Origin of the sequence: Enterobacter cloacae complex sp. IR5441, assembly GCF_049238215.1 — a bacterium.
GTDB classification, from domain to species: Bacteria; Pseudomonadota; Gammaproteobacteria; order Enterobacterales; family Enterobacteriaceae; genus Enterobacter; species Enterobacter hormaechei_C.
Genome location: NZ_JBMKIA010000005.1, coordinates 101,220 through 123,474, shown reverse-complemented (window position 1 = coordinate 123,474; position 22,255 = coordinate 101,220). Strand labels below are relative to the sequence as shown.

General features: G+C 54.6%; 20 protein-coding genes. 15 read left to right on the top strand and 5 right to left on the bottom strand.

What is annotated here, in order from left to right; translation table 11 throughout:
• Nucleotides 1-245: 245 nt before the first annotated feature.
• Nucleotides 246-1,829 carry a phosphoethanolamine transferase gene (locus ACOTX5_RS08610; RefSeq protein ID WP_017384916.1) on the top strand — a complete coding sequence of 528 codons (1,584 nt, stop codon included), beginning with the start codon at nucleotides 246-248 and terminating at the stop codon, nucleotides 1,827-1,829.
• Between the two features lie 114 nt (nucleotides 1,830-1,943).
• Here ACOTX5_RS08610 and ompX read toward each other — a convergent pair whose 3' ends face one another.
• The gene (ompX, locus tag ACOTX5_RS08605; RefSeq protein ID WP_003858450.1) at nucleotides 1,944-2,462 is read right to left on the bottom strand and encodes an outer membrane protein OmpX; all 519 of its coding nucleotides are present in this window, start codon (nucleotides 2,460-2,462) and stop codon (nucleotides 1,944-1,946) included.
• A 355-nt stretch (nucleotides 2,463-2,817) separates the two neighbouring features.
• Here ompX and rhtA point away from each other — a divergent pair, with 355 nt between their 5' ends.
• The 6 genes from rhtA (at nucleotide 2,818) to ybiO (ending at nucleotide 9,415) form a co-directional block, all read left to right on the top strand.
• Entirely contained in the window at nucleotides 2,818-3,705 is an 888-nt protein-coding gene (rhtA, locus tag ACOTX5_RS08600; RefSeq protein ID WP_017384917.1) for a threonine/homoserine exporter RhtA, read from the top strand.
• Nucleotides 3,706-4,003: 298 nt separating this feature from the next.
• The gene (dps, locus tag ACOTX5_RS08595) at nucleotides 4,004-4,507 is read left to right on the top strand and encodes a DNA starvation/stationary phase protection protein Dps (RefSeq protein WP_000100801.1); all 504 of its coding nucleotides are present in this window, start codon (nucleotides 4,004-4,006) and stop codon (nucleotides 4,505-4,507) included.
• A 361-nt stretch (nucleotides 4,508-4,868) separates the two neighbouring features.
• Nucleotides 4,869-5,612, top strand: a complete 744-nt coding sequence (gene glnH, locus ACOTX5_RS08590; RefSeq protein WP_003858455.1) for a glutamine ABC transporter substrate-binding protein GlnH — start codon at nucleotides 4,869-4,871, stop codon at nucleotides 5,610-5,612.
• A gap of 93 nt (nucleotides 5,613-5,705) precedes the next feature.
• A complete protein-coding gene (gene glnP / locus ACOTX5_RS08585; RefSeq protein WP_045911437.1) occupies nucleotides 5,706-6,365 on the top strand; it encodes a glutamine ABC transporter permease GlnP in 660 nt (219 codons plus the stop codon).
• Nucleotides 6,362-7,084: a glutamine ABC transporter ATP-binding protein GlnQ gene (gene glnQ, locus ACOTX5_RS08580; protein ID WP_023296158.1), complete on the top strand. Its 723-nt coding sequence runs from the start codon at nucleotides 6,362-6,364 to the stop codon at nucleotides 7,082-7,084. The genes glnP and glnQ overlap by 4 nt, the downstream gene beginning before the upstream one ends.
• 120 nt (nucleotides 7,085-7,204) lie before the next feature.
• Entirely contained in the window at nucleotides 7,205-9,415 is a 2,211-nt protein-coding gene (gene ybiO / locus ACOTX5_RS08575) for a mechanosensitive channel protein (RefSeq protein ID WP_032647784.1), read from the top strand.
• 45 nt (nucleotides 9,416-9,460) lie between these two features.
• Here ybiO and rlmF read toward each other — a convergent pair whose 3' ends face one another.
• Nucleotides 9,461-10,372: a 23S rRNA (adenine(1618)-N(6))-methyltransferase RlmF gene (gene rlmF, locus ACOTX5_RS08570; protein WP_017384919.1), complete on the bottom strand. Its 912-nt coding sequence runs from the start codon at nucleotides 10,370-10,372 to the stop codon at nucleotides 9,461-9,463.
• Between the two features lie 242 nt (nucleotides 10,373-10,614).
• On the opposite strand from rlmF, the gene mcbA reads away from it, so the two are divergent.
• The 3 genes from mcbA to ybiJ all read left to right on the top strand — a co-directional run bounded on the left by mcbA (nucleotide 10,615) and on the right by ybiJ (nucleotide 11,814).
• Nucleotides 10,615-10,878, top strand: a complete 264-nt coding sequence (gene mcbA / locus ACOTX5_RS08565) for a DUF1471 family periplasmic protein McbA (RefSeq protein ID WP_003858470.1) — start codon at nucleotides 10,615-10,617, stop codon at nucleotides 10,876-10,878.
• Between the two features lie 123 nt (nucleotides 10,879-11,001).
• Nucleotides 11,002-11,268 carry a DksA/TraR family C4-type zinc finger protein gene (locus tag ACOTX5_RS08560; protein ID WP_045911439.1) on the top strand — a complete coding sequence of 89 codons (267 nt, stop codon included), beginning with the start codon at nucleotides 11,002-11,004 and terminating at the stop codon, nucleotides 11,266-11,268.
• Between the two features lie 285 nt (nucleotides 11,269-11,553).
• Nucleotides 11,554-11,814, top strand: coding sequence for a DUF1471 family protein YbiJ (gene ybiJ, locus ACOTX5_RS08555; protein ID WP_003858474.1), 261 nt, complete (start codon nucleotides 11,554-11,556; stop codon nucleotides 11,812-11,814).
• Nucleotides 11,815-11,929: 115 nt separating this feature from the next.
• Here ybiJ and ybiB read toward each other — a convergent pair whose 3' ends face one another.
• The gene (gene ybiB, locus ACOTX5_RS08550) at nucleotides 11,930-12,892 is read right to left on the bottom strand and encodes a DNA-binding protein YbiB (protein WP_045142370.1); all 963 of its coding nucleotides are present in this window, start codon (nucleotides 12,890-12,892) and stop codon (nucleotides 11,930-11,932) included.
• Between the two features lie 255 nt (nucleotides 12,893-13,147).
• Between ybiB and ACOTX5_RS08545 the strand changes: the two genes are divergently transcribed.
• From ACOTX5_RS08545 to ACOTX5_RS08525, 5 genes are all read left to right on the top strand, one after another.
• A complete protein-coding gene (locus tag ACOTX5_RS08545) occupies nucleotides 13,148-13,684 on the top strand; it encodes a fimbrial protein (protein WP_017384922.1) in 537 nt (178 codons plus the stop codon).
• Nucleotides 13,685-13,753: 69 nt separating this feature from the next.
• On the top strand, nucleotides 13,754-14,428 hold the full coding sequence (locus ACOTX5_RS08540; RefSeq protein ID WP_032647779.1) for a fimbrial biogenesis chaperone: 675 nt from the start codon (nucleotides 13,754-13,756) through the stop codon (nucleotides 14,426-14,428).
• A gap of 26 nt (nucleotides 14,429-14,454) precedes the next feature.
• Nucleotides 14,455-16,998 carry a fimbria/pilus outer membrane usher protein gene (locus ACOTX5_RS08535; RefSeq protein ID WP_139003163.1) on the top strand — a complete coding sequence of 848 codons (2,544 nt, stop codon included), beginning with the start codon at nucleotides 14,455-14,457 and terminating at the stop codon, nucleotides 16,996-16,998.
• 21 nt (nucleotides 16,999-17,019) lie between these two features.
• The gene (locus tag ACOTX5_RS08530) at nucleotides 17,020-18,009 is read left to right on the top strand and encodes a fimbrial protein (RefSeq protein ID WP_045334171.1); all 990 of its coding nucleotides are present in this window, start codon (nucleotides 17,020-17,022) and stop codon (nucleotides 18,007-18,009) included.
• Between the two features lie 5 nt (nucleotides 18,010-18,014).
• Nucleotides 18,015-18,518 carry a fimbrial protein gene (locus ACOTX5_RS08525; protein WP_045334168.1) on the top strand — a complete coding sequence of 168 codons (504 nt, stop codon included), beginning with the start codon at nucleotides 18,015-18,017 and terminating at the stop codon, nucleotides 18,516-18,518.
• Here the strand turns inward: ACOTX5_RS08525 and dinG are convergent.
• Complete coding sequence (gene dinG / locus ACOTX5_RS08520; protein WP_017693770.1) at nucleotides 18,505-20,682, bottom strand: ATP-dependent DNA helicase DinG; 2,178 nt, start codon at nucleotides 20,680-20,682, stop codon at nucleotides 18,505-18,507. The two genes, ACOTX5_RS08525 and dinG, sit on opposite strands and share 14 nt — an antisense overlap.
• A gap of 97 nt (nucleotides 20,683-20,779) precedes the next feature.
• Nucleotides 20,780-22,162 carry an ATP-dependent RNA helicase RhlE gene (rhlE, locus tag ACOTX5_RS08515; protein WP_017693771.1) on the bottom strand — a complete coding sequence of 461 codons (1,383 nt, stop codon included), beginning with the start codon at nucleotides 22,160-22,162 and terminating at the stop codon, nucleotides 20,780-20,782.
• Between the last annotated feature and the right edge of the window lie 93 nt (nucleotides 22,163-22,255).

The following is a 22,255-nucleotide window of genomic DNA, read 5'->3' as shown; positions in this document are numbered from 1 at the left end:
TTTTCCCGTCACACTTACGTTGTAAACTGGCCTGTTCCCGATTATTTTTGCGGATTTGCAGCCCCCTTCGCAAAACATCTGTTTAGCAACTGTTGACCTTAATTCACGCTCGCACTATCTTCTTGCAGCCCTGCACAATTTGCGGCTCGCTGAAGCGGACCTCTCATTCCCTTTCCACGCACTGTCCGGCAGGCTTTGACCCTTGACGCCAGGGTGAGCACATGGCGTTTTCGTGATAGTGATCTATGAACGTAACCCTGATTGATACACTTGTTACCCGCAGCCGGGCCTTAAGCCCGTGGACGGGATTCTATTTTTTGCAATCGCTGTTGATTAACTTTGCTCTTGGCTACCCCTTTAGCCTGCTTTATGCCGTCGGATTCACCTGTATTCTTCACCTGCTCTGGCGAAGCGCACCGCGCGTGCAGAAAGTGCTTATCGGGATCTGTTCTCTGATTGCTGCCGCCTATTTCCCGTTTGGCCAGGCCTATGGCGCGCCGAACTTTAATACTCTGCTGGCGCTCCACTCCACCAATATGGAAGAGTCCACAGAGATCCTGACGATCTTTCCTTGGTACAACTACGTGGTTGGCCTTTTCATTTTTGCCCTCGGCGTGATTGCGGTTCGTCGTAAGCCCGTCGGGAAAAAGGCATGGGGTAAAATTGAAAGCCTGTGCCTGGCCTTTAGCGTGGTGACGTTTTTTGTTGCACCGGTACAAAATCTGGCCTGGGGCGGCGTGTTTAAGCTTAAAGATACCGGGTATCCGGTGTTTCGCTTCGTCAAAGACGTGGTGGTGAATAACGAGGAAGTGCTCGACGAGCAGGCGCGTATGGCCGAGCTTTCCACCATGAAAGATACCTGGAACGTGCTGGCGGTGAAACCGAAGTATCACACTTACGTGGTGGTGATCGGGGAAAGCGCGCGTCGCGATGCGCTCGGCGCGTTTGGCGGTCACTGGGATAACACGCCGTTTGCCAGCGCCGTTAACGGTACGCTGTTTACCGACTACGTGGCGGCCAGCGGCTCGACGCAGAAATCACTCGGTCTGACGCTCAACCGCGTGGTGGATGGAAAACCGCAGTTTCAGGATAATTTTGTCACCCTGGCCAACCGGGCAGGTTTTCAGACATGGTGGTTCTCTAACCAGGGACAGATCGGCGAGTATGATACCGCCATCGCCAGCATCGCGAAGCGTGCCGACGAGGTACAGTTCCTGAAAAGCGGTGATTTCGAAGCCGATAAAAACACAAAAGATGAAGCGTTGCTAAAAATGACGGCGCAGGTCTTTGCTACTCAGCGCACCCAGCCGCAGCTGATTGTCCTGCACCTGATGGGGTCACACCCGCAGGCATGCGATCGTACCGGGGGAAAATATGCGGAGTTTGTGCAATCCAAAGAGACCTCGTGTTATCTCTACACCATGACGCAAACCGACGATCTGCTCAGCAAGCTGTACGCACAGCTGCGCAACAGCGGCGACAGCTTCTCGATGGTCTATTTCTCTGACCACGGTCTGGCATTTAAGGAGCGCGGTAAACAGGTGCAGTATCTGGCACACGATGACAAGTTCCAGCAAAACTTCCAGGTACCGTTTATGGTGCTGTCGAGTGATGACAAAACGCATCGCATCATCAAAGCGCGCCGTTCCGCGAACGATTTCCTGAAATTCTTCTCACAATGGACGGGGATTAAGGCGAAAGAGATAAAAAATGATTACCCGTTTATCTCCGGGAAGAAGGGCCCGCCAGTTTACATTACCAACTTTAAGTTACAGAAAGTCGACTATAACCATCTTGGGACGGATATTTTCGATATTAAGAGTAAGTAATTTCTGCCGTTTCGTGCGGGCTGATGCCCTCACCGGCCCTCTCCCACGGGGAGAGGGTACAAACAAAAAAAATCCGCCACATTGGGCGGATTTTTTACTGGCTCACCGAAGTGATTAGAAGCGGTAACCTACGCCCGCGATCCAGGTGCCAACGTCAACGTTGCGGATACGGCTCTGCTCATAGGAGAAGTCCAGAGCAACGTTTTCGATTGGGTTGAACTGCATACCTGCGCCATAGGAGAAACCATAGTCGCTGTTGCTTGCAGTACGGTTCAGACCCTGGTTTTCGGTCTGCTGGAATTTACCGTAGCCAACACCTACAACACCGTAGATGCTTGCCCAGTCATTCAGGCGGTAAGCAGGACCCGCGGTGATGCCGTAGTACTGACCTTTATTGTAAGAGCCATTTTCAGTACGATCTTTCTCGGTGTAAGTGAAAGAACCGATCACACCCAGCGGGTTGTTGTCTTGCTCGTAACGGTACTTCAGGTTGAAACCGTTGGTTTTGTTCATCACGCCCTGCATATCGCTCTGAGCGTAACCACCGGTTACAGTAGAAGTTGCCGCTACAGCGGTACCTGCGGAAACAGCCAGAACAGCTGCCAGTGCTGAAAGACATGCAATTTTTTTCATAACCACCTCAAATGTGCTTCAAGTAAGTCCGTAAGTTTTAAATATATCAAAAAATTCTGTGAAACTCTTTGTCATTCACGATGTCTAATGCGACCTTTCCTGTAACAGAACATTTCCAGCACCAGCTATCTCGTTCAAATAACTCCAGATTTTCACCTGTAAATGCTAATAGTGCGCGTCATCGCCATTTAGTTCATCCAGATTATTCCTAATCTTTCAGGCGATAAAATCATCAACGTTTTCTCATTTTACGGATTTTCCCTGGATTTTTTTTCAACAGTAGCTCAACCGTTGCAGCTTATTTCCATTACACTGCGACTTTTACCTCATTTGACATAAATTGACAGGAGAAAGGATGCCAGGTTTACCTCGTAAATCGTCGGTCTGGATGCCGGTGGCAGTCATACTTATCGCGATGATGTCCATACAAAGCGGCGCGTCGCTGGCAAAATCGCTGTTTCCGCTGGTTGGTGCGCCCGGCGTCACGGCGCTGCGTATCGCATTAGGCACCCTGATCCTCGTGGTTGTTTTTAAACCCTGGCGGCTACGGTTTAAAAAGGAGCAGCGACTGCCACTGCTTTTTTATGGGCTGGCGCTGGGAGGGATGAACTACATGTTCTATCTCTCTATTCAGACGATCCCGCTGGGGATCGCGGTCGCGCTTGAATTTACCGGCCCGCTGGCGGTTGCCCTCTTCTCTTCTCGTCGTCCGGTAGACTTTATCTGGGTCGTACTGGCCGTGCTGGGGCTATGGTTCCTGCTGCCGCTCGGGCAAAGCGTTTCACAAATCGATCTGACAGGAGCAGCTCTGGCGCTGGGCGCGGGGGCATGCTGGGCGGTGTATATTCTCACTGGCCAGCGTGCGGGGGAAGAGCACGGCCCCGCGACGGTCGCCTTAGGCTCGCTGATTGCCGCCGTTATCTTTGTCCCGATTGGAATGGCACAAGCGACAGACTCAATATGGCAATGGTCAATCCTGCCGGTTGGGCTGGCGGTTGCCATTCTCTCCACGGCGCTGCCCTACTCTCTGGAGATGATCGCCCTGACGCGCCTGCCCACACGCATTTTTGGTACGCTCATGAGCATGGAGCCCGCGCTGGCCGCCATCTCAGGAATGATTTTCCTCGGTGAAACCCTGACCCTGGTACAAACGCTGGCGCTCTGTTCCATTATCGCGGCGTCTATGGGCTCCACCCTGACCATGCGTCCGGAACCTAAAGTGGAAAAAATAGACCTCAACTAAGCCTTAAATTCTGCATGGCTAACCCGCCATGCAGAATATACGCCACGTCAGTAGCTCAAATAATTTCTTACAAACTCTCTCATATTGCCAAAATATTTCACTTGCTCGCCTTCCGGGAAAGCGAATTAAGATTGATCTGTATCAATTTAAATAAACCACTTACTTTTCAAATATTTGATAATACAACCTTCCTTTCGCTATTAAACCGATAGGCAGAGCCAAACCGCAGAGAAAAAATCCGGTGCTATACTTAGTCCCGTAATTACCTGGGACACAAACATCAAGAGGATATGAGATTATGAGTACCGCTAAACTGGTGAAAACGAAAGCGTCTAATCTGCTTTATACCCGTAACGATGTATCGGATAGCGATAAAAAAGCGACCATCGAGTTGCTGAATCGCCAGGTGGTCCAGTTCATCGATCTTTCGCTGATCACCAAACAGGCCCACTGGAATATGCGCGGTGCAAACTTTATTGCCGTTCATGAAATGCTGGATGGCTTCCGCACAGCACTGGTGACTCACCTGGATACCATGGCCGAACGCGCCGTACAGCTGGGTGGCGTGGCACTGGGTACCACACAGGTGATCAACAGCAAAACGCCACTGAAAAGCTATCCGCTGGATATCCATACCGTTCAGGATCACCTGAAAGAGCTGGCGGATCGTTATGCGATTGTGGCGAACGATGTTCGTAAAGCGATTGGCGAAGCCAAAGATGAAGATACCGCTGATATCTTCACTGCCGCATCACGCGACCTGGATCAGTTCCTGTGGTTCATCGAGTCCAACATCGAATAATCCCTGCGGATTGTCCGAATAACCCTCGCCCCTGGCGGGGGTTTTGCACATTTATGGTGCGCACTTTTGCCCGCAACGGCCGCAAAAGTGAATAAAATGTAATAATCACCTCACACTACCGTTAACGGAAGATTGTTTTTTCGTCAGATTCTGCGCTAAATATCCCCCTGTCAGAAGACCTTAACGAAGCGCACCAAAACGGTGCTCCATTCTGGTGCAACCTGGCAAAATTGCCACGCTTTTTGTGCAATGCGTGACATCATCCCCTTTGCAAAACAACAGCTTGTAAAATTGGCACGATTTTTTCATTGTGCCTGAGGTTCTCGCAGGGGATCGCCCCGTGGATATAAAAGGAAATGCTATGAAGTCTGTATTAAAAGTTTCACTGGCTGCACTTACCCTGGCGTTTGCGGTGTCCTCGCAGGCTGCCGACAAACTGGTTGTGGCGACTGACACGGCGTTCGTACCGTTTGAATTCAAACAGGGTGATAAATACGTTGGTTTTGACGTGGATCTGTGGGCCGCTGTCGCAAAAGAACTCAAACTGGATTACACCCTGAAGCCAATGGATTTCAGCGGCATTATCCCGGCACTGCAAACCAAAAACGTTGACCTGGCGCTGGCAGGCATCACCATTACCGAAGAACGTAAAAAAGCCATCGACTTCTCTGACGGCTACTACAAAAGCGGCCTGCTGGTGATGGTGAAAGCGGATAACAACGACGTGAAAAGCGTGAAAGATCTCGACGGTAAAGTGGTCGCCGTGAAGAGCGGAACCGGCTCCGTTGATTACGCGAAAGCCAACATCAAAACCAAAGACCTGCGTCAGTTCCCGAACATCGACAACGCTTACATGGAACTGGGCACCAACCGCGCTGACGCGGTGCTGCACGACACGCCTAACATCCTTTACTTCATCAAAACCGCCGGTAATGGCAAGTTCAAAGCGGTAGGTGATTCCCTGGAAGCTCAGCAGTACGGTATTGCGTTCCCGAAAGGCAGCGACGACCTGCGTAACAAAGTTAACGGCGCGCTGAAAACCCTCAAAGAGAACGGCACCTATAACGAAATCTACAAAAAATGGTTCGGTACCGAGCCTAAATAATTTCACCTGACTTCAGGTTTGTAACGCCCGGTGGCGCTTCCGCTTACCGGGCCTACGTTTTTTGTTTTTCACCACGGTATACAGGAATACATCATGCAGTTTGACTGGAGCGCCATCTGGCCTGCCATTCCTCTCTTGCTTGAAGGCGCTAAAATGACCCTGTGGATTTCGGTCCTCGGTCTGGTTGGCGGGTTGATTATCGGTCTGGTGGCCGGTTTCGCCCGCACCTACGGCGGCTGGATTGCAAACCACATCGCACTGGTTTTCATCGAAGTGATCCGCGGCACCCCCATTGTGGTGCAGGTCATGTTCATCTACTTCGCCCTGCCGATGGCCTTCACCGACCTGCGCATCGACCCGTTCAGCGCCGCCGTTGTCACCATCATGATCAACTCCGGCGCCTACATTGCGGAAATTACCCGCGGTGCAGTGCTGTCGATTCATAAAGGCTTCAGCGAAGCCGGCCTGGCGTTAGGTCTTTCCCGTCGCGAAACCATTCGTCACGTGATCCTGCCGCTGGCGCTGCGCCGCATGCTGCCGCCGCTGGGTAACCAGTGGATCATCAGCATTAAAGACACCTCGCTGTTTATTGTTATCGGCGTGGCCGAACTGACCCGTCAGGGCCAGGAGATCATCGCGGGTAACTTCCGCGCTCTGGAAATCTGGAGTGCGGTCGCCATTGTCTATCTGATTATCACGCTTGTCCTGAGCTTTGTTCTGCGTCGTCTTGAAAGAAGGATGAAAATCCTGTGATTGAATTTAAAAACGTTTCCAAGCACTTTGGCCCAACCCAGGTGCTGCACAATATCGATTTGAACATCAGGCAGGGCGAAGTGGTGGTGATCATCGGGCCGTCCGGTTCCGGTAAATCCACCCTGCTGCGCTGCATTAACAAGCTTGAGGAGATCACCAGCGGCGATTTGATCGTCGATGGTCTGAAGGTTAACGATCCGAAAGTGGACGAGCGCCTGATCCGCCAGGAAGCGGGCATGGTGTTCCAGCAGTTCTACCTGTTCCCGCACCTCACGGCGCTGGAAAACGTGATGTTTGGTCCTCTGCGCGTGCGCGGGGCCAGCAAAGCGGCAGCGGAAGCGCTGGCAAGAGATCTGCTGGCGAAGGTTGGTCTGGCGGAGCGTGCCCACCACTATCCTTCCGAGCTGTCCGGCGGCCAGCAGCAGCGCGTGGCCATTGCCCGTGCGCTGGCGGTGAAGCCAAAGATGATGCTGTTCGATGAGCCAACGTCGGCACTCGACCCGGAGCTGCGTCACGAAGTGCTGAAAGTTATGCAGGATCTGGCGGAAGAAGGCATGACGATGGTGATCGTTACCCACGAAATCGGCTTTGCCGAAAAGGTGGCGTCCCGTCTGATCTTCATTGATAAGGGCCGTATCGCGGAGGACGGGAATCCGCAGGCGCTGATTGCGAACCCACCAAGCCAGCGCCTCCAGGAGTTCCTGCAACACGTCTCCTGATAGCCACACCCAGAGCCGGGCATGCCCGGCTTTTTTACGCCGGATTGTTCCCAAAAACTCCCCTCCGCTCCCCGCGCTCTATACTTATCATTTTGCACGATATTTTTGTCGGAGGACGCCGTGCCGTGGATCCTGTTGCTACTGTTTAGCCTGTTTAGCGCGCCATCACTTGCTGTAACCCTTCCCGGCGTTACCACCGGAGCCACCGCCACCCAGCAAAATGCGCCGCCAGAGCCAGACGCTGAAAAGAAAAAAGCCGCCTACGGCGCGCTGGCCGACGTGCTTGAGAACGACACGTCCCGACAGGAGCTGATCGATCAGCTGAGGAAGGTGGCCGCCACGCCGCCTCAGGATCCGGTTCCTGCTATTGCGCCGCCGGAAGCCGAAGAAGAAAAAACGGTGCTGGAAAACGTCACCGACATCAGTCGCCGCTACGGGGAAGCCCTGTCGTCGCGTTTTGCCCAGCTCTATCGCAACCTGGTTGGCACCTCACATAAGCCTTTTAATCCTCACACCTTTTCCGCAGCCGCCACCCAGTTTGCCATTCTGGCCGGCGCCGTCTTCATTTTTTACTGGCTGTTGCGCCTGTCTGTCTGGCCGCTTTACCGGAAAATGGGCCAGTGGGGGCGCAAAAAGAACCAGCATAAAAGCAGCTGGCTGCATCTTCCGGCAATGATTACCGGGGCGTTTGTCATCGATTTGCTGCTGCTGGCCCTGACGCTGTTTGTCGGCCAGATGCTGGCCGACCGACTTAATACCGGAAACAAAACCATCGCGTTTCAGCAGGGACTGTTCCTCAATGCATTTGCCCTGATTGAGTTCTTTAAAGCCCTCCTGCGGCTGATCTTCTGCCCGCGCGTGCCGGACCTTCGCCCCTTCGCCATTTCGGATCAGAGCGCCAAATACTGGGCGGTGCGGCTCAGCGTGCTGAGCGGGTTGATTGGTTATGGCCTGCTGGTTGCCGTGCCGATTATTTCCAACCAGGTTAACGTGCAGTTCGGCGCGCTGGCGAACGTGCTGATCATGCTGTGCATTACCGTCTGGGCGCTGTACCTCATCTTCCACAATAAAAAAGCGATCACCGACAGCCTGCTGCACCTGGCCGATCGCTCCCTCTCCTTTTTCAGCCTCTTTATTCGTGCCTTTGCACTGGTGTGGCACTGGCTGGCCAGCGCCTATTTTATTGTGCTCTGTTTCTTCTCCCTGTTCGATCCAGGCAATAGCCTGAAATTTATGATGGGGGCGACGTTCAAAAGCCTGGCGATTATCGGCATCGCGGCCTTTGTCTCTGGCCTGCTCTCCCGCTGGCTGTCGAAAACGATCACCCTGTCGCCGCAGGTTCAGCGTAACTACCCGGAACTGCAAAAGCGGGTAAATGGCTGGATGACGGTATCCCTGAAGGTGGCGCGTATTCTGACGGTCTGCGTGGCCATTATGCTGCTGCTGAACGCGTGGGGGCTGTTTGATTTCTGGAACTGGCTGCATAACGGCGCGGGGGAAAAGACCGTTGATATTCTTATTCGTATCGCGCTGATCCTGTTCTTCTCCGCCGTCGGCTGGACGCTGCTGGCAAGCCTTATCGAAAACCGTCTGGTGTCGGATGTCCACGGCAGGCCGCTGCCGAGCGCCCGCGCCCGCACGCTACTGACTCTGTGCCGCAACGCGCTGGCGGTTATCATCAGCACCATCACCATCATGATTGTGCTGTCGGAAATCGGCGTGAATATCGCCCCGCTGCTGGCGGGTGCCGGTGCGCTTGGGCTGGCGATCTCCTTTGGTTCGCAGACGCTGGTGAAGGATATTATCACCGGCATTTTTATCCAGTTTGAGAACGGGATGAACACCGGGGATCTGGTGACCATAGGACCGCTCACCGGCACGGTGGAACGAATGTCCATTCGCTCCGTCGGCGTACGTCAGGATACCGGCGCGTACCACATTATTCCGTGGTCATCGATCACCACCTTTGCCAACTTTGTGCGCGGCATTGGTTCGGTGGTGGCGAATTATGATGTCGATCGTCATGAGGATGCAGATAAGGCGAAGCAGGCGCTGCGGGATGCGGTGAGCGAACTGATGGAGATGGAGGATATTCGCGGGCTGGTGATTGGTGAACCGTCGTTCGCGGGTATCGTCGGGCTGACGAACACTGCCTTTACCCTGCGCGTGTCGTTCACCACCCAGCCCCTTAAGCAGTGGACGGTGCGCTTCGCCCTCGACAGCATGGTGAAAAAACACTTCGATCTGGCGAACGTGAGAGCGCCGGTGCAGACGTATCAGGTATTGTCGCCGCCCGCTTCGCCGCTGCCTCCGCAGGAGCCGACGCTGTAACCGAGCCGGGTGGCGGCTTCGCCTTACCCGGCCTGCGATGGGGGGCTATTTGCGGCGTTTGTTATCGTCCATAAAGGTCCAGGCGATAAAGCGGCTCTGCTTCTGGCCCTGCGCCATCTCTTTTTTGACTACCTTCACCGCGCCGACGTCGGTCAGCGCGCGGTAAAGCGGCGGCAGGTTATCGCCGCGGGAGACCAGCGTGGTAAACCATTTCACCTGACGACCGAAGCCCTTACTCTCGGCAATCATGCGCAAAATAAATGCCACTTCCCCGCCCTCGCACCACAGCTCCTGCTGCTGGCCGCCAAAGTTCAGCGCGCCGTCTTCAGCCTGGCCCAGGTTACGCCGCTTGCGTTCACTTCCCGCACGTGCGGAGGCGGCGGAGTCGTGGAAGGGCGGGTTGCACAGGGTGGCATCATATTGTTCGTTCTTGTGAATAATGCCGTTGAAAATAGCAGCGGGATCCTTTTGACGACGCAAACGAACGGCCCGGCTTAACCCTGGGTTAGCGTTGATAATGGCCTGTGCGCTGGCAAAGGCCTCGGCGCCGATCTCGCTGCCGGTAAACCGCCACTGGTACTCATGTGCGCCTATCAGGGGGTAGATCAGGTTCGCGCCCGTACCGATATCAAGCACGGTGGCCTGTTTCGGCACCACGCCGCCATTATCATCCGCCAGCAGATCGGCAAGATGATGGACATAATCCGCACGTCCTGGCACCGGTGGGCAGAGAAAGCCATCCGGGATGTCCCAGTGCGTAACGCCATAAAAATGGGCCAGCAGCGCTTTGTTCAGCGTCTTAACCGCCAGCGGATCGGCAAAGTTTACCGACGGTTCACCGGCTGGTGTCTGAACAATAAAATCCTGCAATTCCGGGCAGCTCAGGCACAGGGCTTTCATGTCGTAGCGGCTACGGTGGCGGTTACGCGGGTGCAATCCCGGCTTTTGGGAAGTCATGGCATTCTCCTTTAGACAGCCGCGTAAGATACCCTGTGACGGCGCGGGGGTAAATATCTGTCTGCGCTGCACAAAAAACCGACGAAAATCAGCAACCTGTATGTCTATGATCTGTCAGCAAATTGTCAGAATTTATCGTTCAAAAAATAAGCAGATCATCATCAAATTTTTGCGCTAAATCACGCGCGTCAGGCTTCTAAACTTAAGAGGAATCACCTGTTGTTTCCCCTGAGGATGTGATTATGAAAAAGTATCTGACCTTTATTATTGCGGGTGCGCTGGCAGGCGCATCGTTCTCAGCCTGGTCCGTTCAACCTCTGACCGACAGCAACGACACCAGCCAGCTACGTGCGGCCGGGACGGTCTCTGTCAGCCGGGCAAGCAACCTTGATGACCTTCAGGACAAGCTGGCCGAAAAAGCGCGTCAGGAAGGGGCTAAAGGCTTCGTGGTGAACGCCGCCGGTGGCGATAACCATATGTACGGCACCGCGACCATCTATAAATAACGCCCTCTTTTCCCACACTGCATCTGCCAGGCAGATGCAGTTCTCATTTCCTTCCTTCGCCTTGACTGTGCGTTTTTTAACCCCATATTAAGATAAATGGCTTAAACAGATCAGGAGAACATGATGGCTTCCGGCTGGGCGAATGACGACGCCGTTAACGAACAGATCAACAGTACCATTGAAGATGCGGTCGCGCGTGCTCGCGGTGAAATTCCGCGCGGCGAAAGTTTGACGGAATGCGAAGAATGCGGGGATCCGATTCCTGAAGCACGGCGTAAAGCCATTCCTGGCGTACGGCTATGCATTACCTGTCAGCAGGAGAAAGATTCAAAAAATGCGGCACATTCAGGATATAATCGTAGAGGATCGAAAGACAGCCAGTTACGTTGACTTTCCTTTACCGAAGTTAACCGCGCCAGCCGTTTACTTTACGCTCACGACTTTTAGCGAAACGCGTAGCAAAACGTGCCCTTCCGATGGCTTCTGTAAAGCGCATCCCCAAGAAATGTCAATTGCGCTTCTGAATTTATTAATAATCAATAAGTTATTTGTCATTCAATTTTTTTGAGTAACCACGTCAATTCTCTTCGATTTTATCTTCCACTAAAAACCGTGATACTTATCACATCGACGGAACATCGTCCCCTTAACAGAATAACCTGCGAGAATTGACCTATGAAAACCATCAAATATGCTGTTGCCGCTGTTGCCCTGTCCGCTCTGTCTTTCGGCGCTTTCGCCGTAGAGCCAGTCTCCTCTACTCAGGCACAGGATCTGAACAAAATCGGGGTGGTGAGTGCTGAAGGCGCGACCACGCTGGACGGTCTGGAAGCCAAACTGGCGGAAAAAGCTGCCGCTGCCGGCGCAAGTGGATACACCATCACCTCCACTAACGGTAATAACAAACTGAGCGGTACCGCGGTTATCTACAAGTAATCGAACGAATTATGCTCCACCCTCACCCTACCCTCTGGTGAGATGCTCCAACCCTCATTGACCCTGTTGTTGTTACCCTTGTTTGCCCGTCCGCCACTGGACGGGCTTTTTTTGCTTAAAACGACTGCGCCACGCGCTGCAACCCGGCTTCCACGGACGCCACTTCCCCTGCCGCCAGCAGACAGCAGGCCATTTGCAGCTTGATAGACTGCGGAACCGGCACCTTTCCGGCCAGACACTGTACGATCCAGTGCGCGGTGACTTGCGGATCTTTCGACTCAGGCAGGATCACATCGCTGTTCTCTTCCCCACGTTCGAGCACGACCCGCGTCCCGGCAGGCTCAATCAGCATCAGCTGTGGACAACGCTGCGGGTTGGCGTAAACCTCCCCTTCAGTCCCGTGCATCAGCAGCGCTCGCCCGCCGATTTCGGCAAAGAATTGACCGACCCGCGTCACGTACTCCGGATGGGAGACGCTGGAAAGACGCAGCGCGGCGTCTTCGGCAAACGGCGTCGCCAGCTTCGCCAGGGTGTGGGCGCTGTTACGCACCCCCATGCGCCAGCGCATGTCCAGCTGCTTTTCCAGCGGCGGGCAGAGCGCGCGCACGGGAATATAGACCGGCTGGTTCCCCTCCAGCTTTGCCTGCGCCTGGCCAGCATGGAGAGTGGGTTCGATGCCTAATAATTCCAGAATGGTTTCTGTCAGCACGCGCGTCGGATCTTCGCTCACGCCATGCACCACCACCGGGAAACCGAGTTTCTGCAACAGAATAGCCAGCAGCGGCGTGAGGTTTGCCTGCTTACGCGCGCCATTGTAGGTCGGGATCACAATCGGCATCGGCTTCGTGACGGGCGGGGTTAAACGCATCGTCTGCGACTGCATGGCCTCATAAAAACCGCGCATCTCCGCCTCACCTTCCCCTTTGATGCGCAGCGCAATCAGAATGCCGCCCATTTCCAGATCCGGCACGTCGCCATTCAGCATATGCGTGTACAACGCACGGGCCGTTTCCTGGTCCAGATCGCGAGCATGGTTTTTCCCACGCCCTACCTCTTTGATAATTTTGCGGTAATCCACGACATTTCTCCTGACAGCATCATCTTGTTAACAATATAGCCCGATGAACACGCACCCGATAGTGTTTTGTGATCATTATCAACCTGCTGTTTTCAGGTAAAAAAATAAACTCAAGCACTATTTGCATTATTTGTGATTGGAACTAAAGATTCGTACCTGCCCTTTTTTTGATTAAATAAACATCGGAAAGTTATTAAGGGTCAACGGTAAAAACGTCCAGGCAACGTTTTTGCCAGAAACACATTGGGATTTACTATGAACAAGGTTGCATTAGGGTTGTTTATCGCCACAACGGTGGGGTGTGCTGCATCCGCATTTGCGGAAACCAACGGTGAAGGGCAGATTAATTTCACCGGAGAAATTATCGATTCTGCTTGCCAGGTCGTGAATGGATTAAGTAATCCATTAGATGTTCAGTTAGGAAAAGTATCTAAAACGGTATTTACCGGCGCAGGCTCTACCAGCACACTCACGAAGTTTGATATTAAGTTAACCAATTGTCCGGAAACCGTAACCTCGGCTGCGATTAACTTCGGTGGTACCCCGGATGCGGATAATAATGCCACGCTGGCATTAACGCCCGATACCGATGCGGCTACTGGTGTAGCTATTCAGCTAATGGATGCTTCCGGGCAGCCTGTCACTCTGTATACCCCTTCGAAGCAATATCCTTTAGCCTCCGGAACGGAGGTTAACGACCTGGAGTTTGGTGCGCGTTATATTCAAACTCAGGCGGCAGTCACTGCGGGCCCTGCTAACTCTGTATCGACCTTCACCGTTATTTATAACTGATCTTATCAATCCTGAGATATTAATGCTCTTGCGGGCATTAATATCTCATCTTTTTATTGAGAAATCTTTATGCGCCACGGTTATTTACTGAGCACTCTTTTACTGGTAGCAGCCTCGGCACAGGCGGGTGTCGTGATCAATGGCACCCGTCTGGTCTATCAGGGAGATAAAAAGGAATCATCTCTTGGTCTTTCAAACCCAGATACCACGGATTATCTGGTGCAGTCCTGGGTCGATTCCGGTGGTAAAAACCTGGCCAAAGCACCGTTCCTGATCACCCCGCCGCTTTTCCGACTGGATGCGAAAGAAGATAACGTACTACGCGTGGTGCGTACGGGAGGAAATTTACCGGAAGACAGGGAATCTCTGTACTGGCTGAATATTAAAGCGATCCCGTCCTCAAAGCATGTTGAAGGCGTAAATACGCTGCAAATTGCCATTAACACCCGAATTAAATTGCTCTATCGCCCGTCAGCGGTAAAAGGCAAACCAGAAGATATGGCCGATAAACTTGAATGGCATCGTGAAGGGAATGATTTAGTGGTGAATAATCCCACGCCTTTCTATATGAATTTTCAGGCCGTCACCCTGAATGGTCAGAAAATCACGAAAGCCACCTGGGCTGTACCGAAAACTGAAACGCATTTTGCTTTACCTGGCAATGTCGGAGGCTCGACCGTCGTGTATTCCATTATTACGGATTACGGCAGCATCAGCCAGACATGGTCTAAACCCGTTCATTAATAATATTGCCCGGTAATAAAATCATCATGTACAGCCATAAAAAGCCGTTCACCTGCCGATTTTCGTCATTGCTGATGACTTTTTGTTGCCTGGCAATGGCGATCTTTGCGCAGCAGGTTTTGGCTGATGATTATTTTAACCCTGCCCTGCTGGACATTGATAACCCGCAGCAGGAAAAGACCGATCTGTCTGTCTATGAAAAAGGTCCCGGTCAGGCGCCAGGTAAATATCAGGTCGCGGTATTTATCAATAACAATAAAATTGATACCCGTGACGTGACCTTTAACGTAGTTAAAGATCCGCAGGGCACCAGCACGCTTCAGCCTTGTTTTACACTGGACGAATTAAAGAGCCTCGGGATCAAAACGCAAAAATATCCGCAGCTGAGGGCAGAAGGTCAATGCGCCGATCTACACGCCATCCCTTCGGCATCCGCGACCTTTCGCGTGCGCAATCAGCAGCTGCTGCTGAGCATTCCGCAAAAGGCGCTCGGACAGGTGCCACGCGGTTACATCGACCCGAAAGAGTTTGACGAAGGGATCAACGCGGGCCTGCTTAATTACAGCGTCAACGCCAGCCAGAGCCATGCGCGCCAGCAGGGTGAAGAGGATAGCAGCAGCCAGTACGTTAACCTGCGTCCCGGCTTCAACCTCGGGGCATGGCGCGTTCGTAACTACTCCACCTGGAATCGCAGCACCACGGGCCACGAGGAGAAACAGAAATTCACCTCCGTTTATACCTATGCGCAACGCGATATGGTGGCGATGAAAAGTGACGTGACGGTGGGCCAAAGCACCTCACCTTCCGACGTTTTTGACAGCGTCCCCTACACCGGCGTGGAGCTGAAATCCGACAACGACATGCTGCCGGACAGCGAAAAAGGCTATGCCCCTATTATTCGCGGCACCGCCCACAGTAACGCGCTGGTGATGGTCCGCCAGAACGGGTACGTGATTTATCAGAACACGGTCGCGCCGGGCGCATTCGAAATTAACGACCTCTACCCCACCGGCAGCAGCGGCGACCTCCAGGTCACGGTGAAAGAAACTGACGGCAGCGAAAGTCATTTCGTGGTGCCGTTTGCCTCCGTGCCGGTATTGCAGCGTGAAAAAAACCTGCGCTACAGCGTAACCGCCGGGCGTTATCGCTCTTATGACAAAGACGTTGAAAAGACCCCGTTTGCCCAGGGAAGCGCCATCTACGGTTTACCTCACGGCTTCACGGCCTACGGCGGCGTGCAGCAGAGCAGCCATTATCAGTCCCAGGCGCTCGGCGCCGGGAAAAACATGGGCGATTTGGGGGCGTTCTCCATTGACGTGACGCGCGCCAGAGCCCTGCTGAAAAAACAGCAGTCCAGCAAGGGCCAGTCGTGGCGCGTACGCTACAGCAAAGATTTCGCCGGTTCAGGCACTAACTTTTCGCTTGCGGGCTATCGCTATAACAGCAAGGGGTTTTACACCCTGGACGACACTATGGAATCGTATACCCGCGCCGACGACTGGTCTGCTCCCCAGCAGCGCCGCGCCCGTACAGAAGCCACCATTGACCAGACGCTGCCAGAAGGTTGGGGGTCGGTGACGCTGAGCATGGTGAAGGAAACTTACTGGAGCCAGAGCCAGAACATGACCTCCCTGAGCGTCAGCTACAACAACAGCTGGCACGGCGTGAGCTACAGCCTCAGCTACAGCATGAACAAAAACACCCACGACAGCGATGAAGACGGTAATGAGGTAACAAACGACAACCAGTTCTCGCTGAGCGTTTCGGTTCCGCTGGATCGCTGGATGCATAATACCTGGGCCACGTACAACCTGAACAACACCAAAGATGGCACCACGCAGAACATCGGTCTTAACGGTACGGCCCTGAAAGAAGACAACCTGAACTGGAATATCCAGGAAGGGCTGAGCAGCACCGGCAGCGGTAACTCCACCAGCATCAACACCGATTACAAAGCGACCTACGGCGAAGTGAGCGCAGGCGTCAGTCAGGATAAGTATCAGCAGACCCTGAACGTCGGTTTGCAGGGCGGCGTGGTGGCCCACGCTAACGGGATAACCCTGAGCCAGCCGCTCGGTGAAACCATCGCGCTGGTGAAAGCGCCAGGTACGCACGGCACCCATATCACCAACCAAACAGGCGTGGAGACTGACTTCCGTGGCTATACCGTCGTGCCGTTCGTGACCGCGTATCGCCATAACACCATCGCACTGGATACCGAAACGCTGCCGGAGGATGCCGACGTCACCCACGCGGCGCAAATTGTGACGCCGACCCGAGGGGCCGTGGTGCGCGCCAGCTTTACTACCCGCGTGGGTAATCGCGTCCTGATGACGCTTACACAAAATGGTAAACCGCTGCCCTTCGGCGCAACGGTCACCACCGGGGATAAGGACAGCGAATTTATTGTCGGAAATGACGGCCAGACTTACCTCTCGGGTCTGCCACAGCAAGGGCATCTCAGCGTTTCCTGGGGACAGGAGGCGAGCGAGCACTGCGTCGCTGACTATGCGCTAACGGATGAGAAAGAGAAAACCAGCATCATTAACGCTGCCGCGCAGTGCCATTGATTACCATTCAGGCTAACGATTATGCAAATGATTAAACAGTGCTTTTTATTACTGGTTCTGGGAACCGCCGCGTTATTTATGCCGCATGCGAAGGCGACCTGCACCACGCCGGATCTGCCCAAAATGATTAACGTGGCCTCCATCTCTGTCCCCACGACGCTGGCCGTTGGCGCAACTATCCCGGGTACAGAGCAAAGCGTTCATGTTGCCGGGCACTGCGATCAGAGTATCGACAGCGGTCTGGAAATTGTTTCCTGCTACTACGGCACCGGCGCGGAAATTCCTGGGCTCAGGGGCGTTTATGATTCCGGCGTACCGGGGATTGGGGTCGCACTAATGAACGATCAGGGTCAGCGAATCAGCGGAGCAGGCGGAGTACAGTGCGATTCACGCGGAACGCCTGTTGCCTATGTTTCTACCGATGGCACACAGTCGTTTAACTTTGACGTCACGCTTGAACTGGTGAAAACAAGCGACGCCGTGACATCCGGCACGCTGGTGCAGTCTCAGACCGAATTCGGCATTGGCGTTTTTGGCCATGAAGGGATCGGCAGCCCTAATCATATTGCGTATGCAGGTAACGTCATTTTGCATCAGGTCACCTGCTCTGTTTCGCCAAAAAATCTCACCGTTAATTTGGGCGATTTTCCCGTCAGTGATTTTATGAGCGTGGGGTTTTTATCCAGCCCCGCTCAGACGTTTAATATCACCGTTAACTGTGACACAACCGTTCAGCCTGAGCTAAAAATCACCAGTGCTAACGGGTACGAAACGGCATTTGAGGGAGTGATCAAACTGACGAAGCAGACGGGCATGGCAAGGGGCGTCGGGGTAAGAATGCTGTTTGATGACCATATCGCGACCTTTGACTCCTACGTCAACACCCAAAGCCAGGCCGTTGCCAATGAAACGCTGGATATCCCCTTTCAGGTTCGCTACGAGCAGACCAGCGATGTGGTGACGCCCGGCCCCGCCAACACCATAGCAACCATCACTCTCGCCTATAAGTGACAAATATGAAAAAGACAATCGCGTTTCTGGCGGTGGGCTTACTGGCCCAGGCTCACGCAGACGACATTCAGATCCAGATGACGGGAAATATTTACGCCAATACCTGCGTCATTGACAGCGCCAGCCGCAACCTGACGGTGGACTTAGGCCAGGCGGTGTCGGGCAGTTTTAGAGACGTGGGGGATACCGGCGAGTGGAAAGACTTTTCCCTGTCAGTATCGCACTGCCCAGCCACGCTGGCGCTTGCCACGGCCTTTTTCTATGGCCAGGCAGACAGCGTGCATCCGACCAAATTTGCCAATATCGGTAGCGCAAAGGGACTAGCGCTGGAGCTGGCAGACCGACAGGACAAAATACTGATTGCCCCGCAGGCCGCCTTTAACGCCGCCATCAATCCGAGCGACCACACGGCAACCTTTCCTCTGTCCGCACGCTACTACGCCACCTCAATGCCCGTCACTGCCGGGACGTTCAACAGCGTGATTCAGGTGACATTCACTTACCAGTAGGACCGCGCCTCTTTGCACGGATGCTTTTTGTACGCCCGGCAGAGGGTTTTGCCGGGCGTTTTTTTACCTCCGGCACTTCTGGCTGCTCAATCGGGAAGATCGGCAGCGCATTCAGCAGCCGCTGGCCATAGTTTTTGGTAAGCAGGCGTTTGTCATAAATCACCACCTCGCCCCAGCAGCCGTGGCTACGGATCAAGCGCCCGACCTGCTGGATCAGGTTAAACGACGCCGCAGGCAGGCTTTGCACTTCAAACGGATAACGGTTAAGGCTTTTCAGCCATTCGCCTTCGGTGATCACCACCGGGCTGTCGATGGGCGGGAAGGCAATTTTATGGATATGCACCTGCGTCAGGTAGTCGCCTTTTAAATCCAGCCCTTCCGCAAAGGACTGTAGCCCCACCAGCACGCTACGCTCGCCGTTATCAATGCGTTTACGGTGGGTTTCCACCAGCCGATAGCGCGGCTGATCGCCCTGCACCAGCAGGAGTAAGCGCAGATCGGTGACGTGCTCCAGGAAGCGTTGCATCGCGCGGCCGCTGGCAAACAGCACCAGCATACCGGGGTATTTTTTACTCTCAACCTGCTCGCGGAAGTAGGCCGCCATTTCCGCAATATGCTGCTCTTCGTTATCGATAAGCGGCTCATAGTTCATGCGCGGGATCACCAGCTTGCCCTGCTCACAGTGGTTGAACGGCGAGTCCAGGGCCACAAAACGGTCCCCCGCTTTCTCTTTCAGGCCGCTCATTTCCTGCAACCTTGAGAAGCTGTTCAGTGAACGCAGGGTTGCCGACGTCACTACCACGTGCGGCACGCTGCGCCAGATCAGCTTTTCCAGCTGATCGGCCACGCGGATGCCCACGCAGTGGAAGAACAGATGTACCTGTCCGTCTCGCACTTCGCGGGTGGCCCACTTTGTCACTGGCGCCCCGGACGCCTGCGCCATCGAGGCCAGCCGCCAGAGTTTGCTCTGCGCCTCAAACATGCCCAGCGCGCGGTTCATTTGCAGCAGAATGCGGTGCAAGCGCACCACGTCATGGGTACCGGTTTTCTCGCTGAGATCGTTTAAGAACATCTCCGCCAGCCCGCGCAGCTTTTCAAGGTGCTTCGCCAGCTGCTGGCAAATCTCCATCACTTCCTGTGGCAACTCCCCCATCGCAAAGCGGTGTTCCGCTTCCTGGGTGGCGGGAAGATACAGGTCAAGGATGTTATTCAGCGAGGCGATGAGGCCGTACACCTCTTCACAGTGCTCGCTCAACCGCTCCGGGACCGCCAGCGGCGGCGTGGTTTTCGGGCGGAACTGCTCCATGCAGGTTGCCACCAGCTTGCAGAACAGATCGAGTTGCAGGCGAAACCACGGGGCGGTAATTTCCGCACTCATCTCCAGCGCATCCCGCGCCACGTCGGGCAGATGATGACCTTCATCCAGCACCAGCAGCAGGTTTTTGGGCTCCGGCAGGACCGCTTCACTCTCCAGGGCAGCCATCACCAGCGCATGGTTGGCGACAACCACCTCCGCTTCCTGAATCTCACGCCGGGCGACAAAGAACGGGCACTCGCGATAGTAATGACAGTTGCGGTTCAGGCAGCTCGCTTTATCGGTGCTGAGCCTGCGCCACAGGTCGTCGCCGATCGCCTGGCTGGTGTGATCCCGCAGGCCGTCCCACCTGTAGCCGTCGAGATCGGCCTTTAGCTTTGCGCACTGCTCCTGCTCCGCCTTGTTGTTTGGCGTCAGCTCGTCATCAAGAAACGCGAGCAGATCCTGCTGGGAGGGTTCACTGCTGGCCAGCGCCGCCAGATTGCGCGGGCAGACGTAACGCCCGCGACCAAAGGCGGCGGTGAAGCGTAAATCCGGGATAATTTTGCGCAGCAGCGGCAAATCTTTGCTGAAGATCTGATCCTGCAAGGCCACGTTAGCGGTACTGACCACCAGCGTTTTGTCTTCTTCCCGCGCGATGGCAATGCCGGGAATGAGATACGACAGGGTTTTCCCGACGCCGGTCGGGGCTTCAATCGCCAGATGTCGTCCGTCGTCCCCGGCGAGCGTTTTTGCCACGTCGGCAATCATCTGCCGCTGCGGGGCTCGGGGGATAAAGTCGGGGATCTGCTGTTGTAGCGCCTTATACCATGCGCCAATTTGCGCCTTGAGCGCAGCGGTTAAAGCCATCGGAAAACCTGAAATACTGTATAAACAGCCACTATTGTGGCACTTTCTCTCCGCTGCCGCAAAAAGAAAAGCCCGGCTTTACGACCGGGCTTCCAGATTACTGCGGGTTAGCAGGTTTACGCGGGCGGCGTCGGCGCTGCCCCTCGCCTGCCGGTTTCCCTTCGCCGCTACGCCACGGGTTTTCACCGGCTGGTTTGCTGTCGTTATTACGACGCGGCGGTTTGCCCGAAGATTTCGGCGCGCCACCTTCGGCACGACGCGGCTGCTGGCCGCGACCACCGCCGCCCTGACCGCGCCCGCCACCCTGACGACCGTTCTGAATTGGCTCGGCTTTGATCGACGGGTCCACTTCATAACCCGGGGTTTCAATGCGCGGGATCTCTTTCTTCAGCAGGCGTTCGATGTCGCGCAGCAGCTTGTGTTCATCCACGCAAACCAGAGAGAGCGCTTCCCCGGTTGCCGCCGCGCGTCCGGTACGGCCGATACGGTGAACGTAATCTTCCGGCACGTTTGGCAGCTCGTAGTTCACCACGTGCGGCAGCTCTTCAATGTCCAGGCCACGAGCGGCGATGTCGGTTGCCACCAGCACGCGAATGTCGCCGGATTTAAAATCAGCCAGCGCGCGGGTACGCGCACCCTGACTCTTGTTGCCGTGGATCGCCGCGCTGCGAATACCGTCTTTATTGAGCTGTTCCGCCAGGTGGTTAGCGCCGTGCTTGGTGCGGGTAAAGACCAGCACCTGCTGCCAGTTGCCCTGGCCGATCATCTGGGAGAGCAGTTCCCGCTTGCGCTTCTTATCCACAAAGTGCACGTGCTGCGTCACCTGCTCGGAGGCGGTATTGCGGCGCGCGACTTCCACTTCCAGCGGGTTATGCAGCAGCTTTTCCGCCAGTGCCTTGATCTCGTCGGAGAAAGTCGCGGAGAAGAGCAGGTTCTGACGACGCGTCGGCAGCTTCGCCAGCACGCGGCGAATGTCGTGGATGAAGCCCATATCCAGCATACGGTCGGCTTCGTCCAGCACCAGAATTTCGATGTTATCGAGCTTCACCGCGTTCTGGTGTTCCAGATCCAGCAGACGCCCCGGCGTTGCCACCAGCACGTCCACGCCGCCGCGCAGCTTCATCATCTGTGGGTTAATGCTTACCCCGCCGAAAACCACCAGCGAACGAATGTTGAGGTAGCGGCTATATTCACGCACGTTCTCGCCAATCTGGGCCGCCAGTTCGCGGGTTGGGGTGAGGATCAGCGCACGCACCGGACGACGGCCTTTGGCGTGCGGCTGGTTTTTTACCAACAGCTCCAGCAGCGGCAGGGTAAAGCCTGCGGTCTTACCGGTACCGGTCTGCGCGCTTGCCATCAGGTCACGGCCCTGCAAAACGGCCGGAATGGCCTGCTGCTGGATAGGGGTTGGCTCAACGTAGCCCTGCTCTGCGATGGCGCGCAGAATTTCCGGGTTCAGACCAAGGGAATCAAAAGACATAAAAACTCCGAACCGCCCCGACCATCACAGGTGTAGTTTTCAGGGAGATATAACGAATAGAAGGACAAAAACCACAATGTCGCGAAGGAGCGG

Excerpts from the sequence above, each read along its gene's own strand:
- ACOTX5_RS08610 (WP_017384916.1), top strand. The coding sequence starts at position 246 with ATGAACGTAACCCTGATTGATACACTTGTTACCCGCAGCCGGGCCTTA.
- ompX (WP_003858450.1), bottom strand. The coding sequence starts at position 2,462 with ATGAAAAAAATTGCATGTCTTTCAGCACTGGCAGCTGTTCTGGCTGTT.
- rhtA (WP_017384917.1), top strand. The coding sequence starts at position 2,818 with ATGCCAGGTTTACCTCGTAAATCGTCGGTCTGGATGCCGGTGGCAGTC.
- dps (WP_000100801.1), top strand. The coding sequence starts at position 4,004 with ATGAGTACCGCTAAACTGGTGAAAACGAAAGCGTCTAATCTGCTTTAT.
- glnH (WP_003858455.1), top strand. The coding sequence starts at position 4,869 with ATGAAGTCTGTATTAAAAGTTTCACTGGCTGCACTTACCCTGGCGTTT.
- glnP (WP_045911437.1), top strand. The coding sequence starts at position 5,706 with ATGCAGTTTGACTGGAGCGCCATCTGGCCTGCCATTCCTCTCTTGCTT.
- rlmF (WP_017384919.1), bottom strand. The coding sequence starts at position 10,372 with ATGACTTCCCAAAAGCCGGGATTGCACCCGCGTAACCGCCACCGTAGC.
- mcbA (WP_003858470.1), top strand. The coding sequence starts at position 10,615 with ATGAAAAAGTATCTGACCTTTATTATTGCGGGTGCGCTGGCAGGCGCA.
- ACOTX5_RS08560 (WP_045911439.1), top strand. The coding sequence starts at position 11,002 with ATGGCTTCCGGCTGGGCGAATGACGACGCCGTTAACGAACAGATCAAC.
- ybiJ (WP_003858474.1), top strand. The coding sequence starts at position 11,554 with ATGAAAACCATCAAATATGCTGTTGCCGCTGTTGCCCTGTCCGCTCTG.
- ACOTX5_RS08545 (WP_017384922.1), top strand. The coding sequence starts at position 13,148 with ATGAACAAGGTTGCATTAGGGTTGTTTATCGCCACAACGGTGGGGTGT.
- ACOTX5_RS08540 (WP_032647779.1), top strand. The coding sequence starts at position 13,754 with ATGCGCCACGGTTATTTACTGAGCACTCTTTTACTGGTAGCAGCCTCG.
- ACOTX5_RS08535 (WP_139003163.1), top strand. The coding sequence starts at position 14,455 with ATGTACAGCCATAAAAAGCCGTTCACCTGCCGATTTTCGTCATTGCTG.
- ACOTX5_RS08530 (WP_045334171.1), top strand. The coding sequence starts at position 17,020 with ATGCAAATGATTAAACAGTGCTTTTTATTACTGGTTCTGGGAACCGCC.
- ACOTX5_RS08525 (WP_045334168.1), top strand. The coding sequence starts at position 18,015 with ATGAAAAAGACAATCGCGTTTCTGGCGGTGGGCTTACTGGCCCAGGCT.
- dinG (WP_017693770.1), bottom strand. The coding sequence starts at position 20,682 with ATGGCTTTAACCGCTGCGCTCAAGGCGCAAATTGGCGCATGGTATAAG.
- rhlE (WP_017693771.1), bottom strand. The coding sequence starts at position 22,162 with ATGTCTTTTGATTCCCTTGGTCTGAACCCGGAAATTCTGCGCGCCATC.